The sequence below is a fragment of the Bacteroides sp. AF32-8BH genome (assembly GCF_003435205.1).
GTDB classification, from domain to species: domain Bacteria; phylum Bacteroidota; class Bacteroidia; order Bacteroidales; family Bacteroidaceae; genus Bacteroides; species Bacteroides ovatus.
On record NZ_QVLZ01000101.1, the window covers coordinates 1 to 2,555 of the forward strand.

Annotated in this window: 4 protein-coding genes; all 4 read right to left on the reverse strand. The window is 34.8% G+C overall.

Going from position 1 to position 2,555, the window contains the following annotated elements; genetic code table 11:
- Window positions 1–924: hypothetical protein (locus tag DWZ47_RS30105; RefSeq protein WP_117515671.1), on the reverse strand; the 924-nt coding region annotated here is incomplete at its 3' end.
- Between the two features lie 62 nt (window positions 925–986).
- Window positions 987–1,451: an Imm21 family immunity protein gene (locus tag DWZ47_RS30110; protein WP_004295263.1), complete on the reverse strand. Its 465-nt coding sequence runs from the start codon at window positions 1,449–1,451 to the stop codon at window positions 987–989.
- A gap of 40 nt (window positions 1,452–1,491) precedes the next feature.
- Window positions 1,492–2,004 (reverse strand): ankyrin repeat domain-containing protein, encoded by a 513-nt coding sequence (locus DWZ47_RS30115; protein WP_008763874.1) that lies wholly within the window; start codon window positions 2,002–2,004, stop codon window positions 1,492–1,494.
- Window positions 2,005–2,077: 73 nt separating this feature from the next.
- The coding region (locus DWZ47_RS30120) for a DUF4265 domain-containing protein (RefSeq protein ID WP_233525138.1) at window positions 2,078–2,555 on the reverse strand (478 nt) is incomplete at its 5' end.

Below are 2,555 nucleotides of genomic sequence, written 5' to 3' on the forward strand. Positions count from 1 at the left end.
CCATTTGTTAATAGCATCCAATCTGTTATTCTGTTTAATGGTATCTTCATTTCTACATAATTTGATTTGCCGAATAACAGAGTTCTGCATAATTGAATCGGATTTGAAAAGCAGTTCTAAAACGGCTTCATAACATTTGGAATATCTGGACAATTCATCCAATATATTTGCGTCTTTTAGAATATACAGGTTGAAATTGTACACAAATGACTTGTAACTGAAAATCTCCGACTGTAATGCTGCTGCATCAAGACAAGTATAAAACAATTCCTTATCGTGCTGATATAGCCACATATAATCAGATGGGTTCAGGTTGTAGTGCAATAAAGTTTCCGAACGGACAAATGGAAGCCCCGTATTTGAGCCTACCAGATAACGGTATGTCTCATTGACTATTGACTCAACTATTTCAATGGATTCTGATTGTTTGTCCGATTCCCGTATTTCTGTAAATGTATCGGCAATAAGAACTTCCACATCCTGCGATTTGTAATATATACCGTTTTTTTGCCAGCGGAATCTACGGATATATTCTTCAGAAGTCGGACAACAGAACAGTAAAGTATTTAACAATCGGTTCAGATATATTCGCTTATCTGGAATATGACAACGGTGTAACCCTATTATGGAGCCATAAGCGTATAGCTTTCCAAACTCGTTTTCCTCCGAATTTGAATTTTTAGGCATGTAATACAACCGCACAATATTGGAAATGAAATAATATATATCAAGATATTTCAATGTATCAGCCGATTCTCCATATTTGTTAAGTAAATGCCGCTCCAGTTTCTCGCCATACCATAAGTAGCCATCGGGATTTATTTGAAACAACCGATGAAACTTAGGTCTTGATAATGAAAAGTTCTTGTTTCTACTTTTCATTCGTTCCAGTAAGGCGACAATAATTCTATTCGTTATATCCATAGCTGTAATGTTTGGTGGCTAACCGACCTTTAAGGGGAGGTTGAGCCGCTTGTTAATCGTCTTTATTGGATTGAATGTATTATTAAAGATACTTCGTCTTTTTGATAAAGATAAGTTTTTATTATACAAGATGTTTTTTGTAATGATAAAAAAACTTTAACCGACGCTTCACAATAGGGAGACAAAGAATCAAATAGGACTAATTCAGTAGAATCCCATTTTACTTCAACTTCTTCTATCGGTTCTGCCCCAGTTACTATATCATTCTCCAGAAGTTTTTCCACCGTTAGATAATCGGGAGCATACTTCCAACGAATTATTAAAATTGCTCCATCTTTATTTACTATGCGTGTAGCCATCGGTTCATCTCCCATTACCAATAAGACATGATTGTCTATATAGATTTTCCCCAAGTAATCTGTTACGCTACATATAGCATTGTAGTTTTCTTGACCCTTCCATTGATGGGCATATTGTTGCTCAACAATGACAAATGGGCTTCCTGATGTTTCAATCCAATTATTCATATTTTTCTCAGCGATTAATGTTTGGCAGCGTGCCGCTTGTTCAGTCGGTTTGCTGTTTGTTATCGTTGTTAAAGAATCTTCTTACATCATAATTTGCGATAGTTCTTGCCAATGATTTAGGAGATACTCCATAGTTATTTTTTATATCGGGATTAGCCCCATTTTTCAAAAGTTGTTCGATAAAGAAGCCATCTCCACGGTATCGCATAACGGCTTCCCATAAAGGAGTATTCCCATTTACATTTTGTATATCCAAATCTGCATTGCTATTCAGGAGTATTTCAAAAATATCTTGTAGCTGACACTGAACAGAAAGATATAATGCAGTCCGTCCGTCTTTTCTTTTATCATTTATATCCAATCCTTTTTTTATAAATTCGGATATAATCACACCTGCTGGATGTACAATACTATCATAGTTCATTATATAATAATGAAGTAGATTACTGCCATATTTGTCTTTACTTTTTATGTCATAATCTATTAGAGTCTGCATGAACTTATTTGAGTTATCACTCAATAATTCAAGTTTCATATCTTCTATTGTTTTCATTTTTTTTATTCTAATGTTGACAACGATAATGTTCGGCAGCGTTCCGCTTATTCAGTCGATCTGCTGTTTGTTATCAACTTATATTTTGTCTGACAACACCATGTTCATAAGCCAAACTATCACATTCTTTTTGCATATTGGTCAGAACATCTTCGACCACTTTTAAGGAAACTTCTTGTGGTACATTTATGGATACGAATGAAGAGAGATTAGAAATCTCTACCTTGCATCCCATATCAAGTAGTTTGTCTCTGACCATCTGCATACGTTTATCGTTAAAATGTACCCTCAATGTGCTATTTCCAGAGGGATTCACTATGGATTGAAAATGATATTCGCCATCTTCTTCTGTAACACATATCTCATCCCCCAAACTGATTCCATAGGTATAGAATGGCACATTATCGACAATATAGGTATCATTACTTGCCTTTTTGCACCACAAACCTTCAATAGAAAATGGTGGATAGCCATCTTCATCTTGTTCCAAGTGAAATAGCACTTTTATATGTTTGTCTTTTTTCATTTTATTCATTAATAAGTTGATAATG

Coding starts and splice junctions, on each gene's coding strand:
- DWZ47_RS30110 (WP_004295263.1), bottom strand. CDS start 1,451: ATGAATAATTGGATTGAAACATCAGGAAGCCCATTTGTCATTGTTGAG.
- DWZ47_RS30115 (WP_008763874.1), bottom strand. CDS start 2,004: ATGAAAACAATAGAAGATATGAAACTTGAATTATTGAGTGATAACTCA.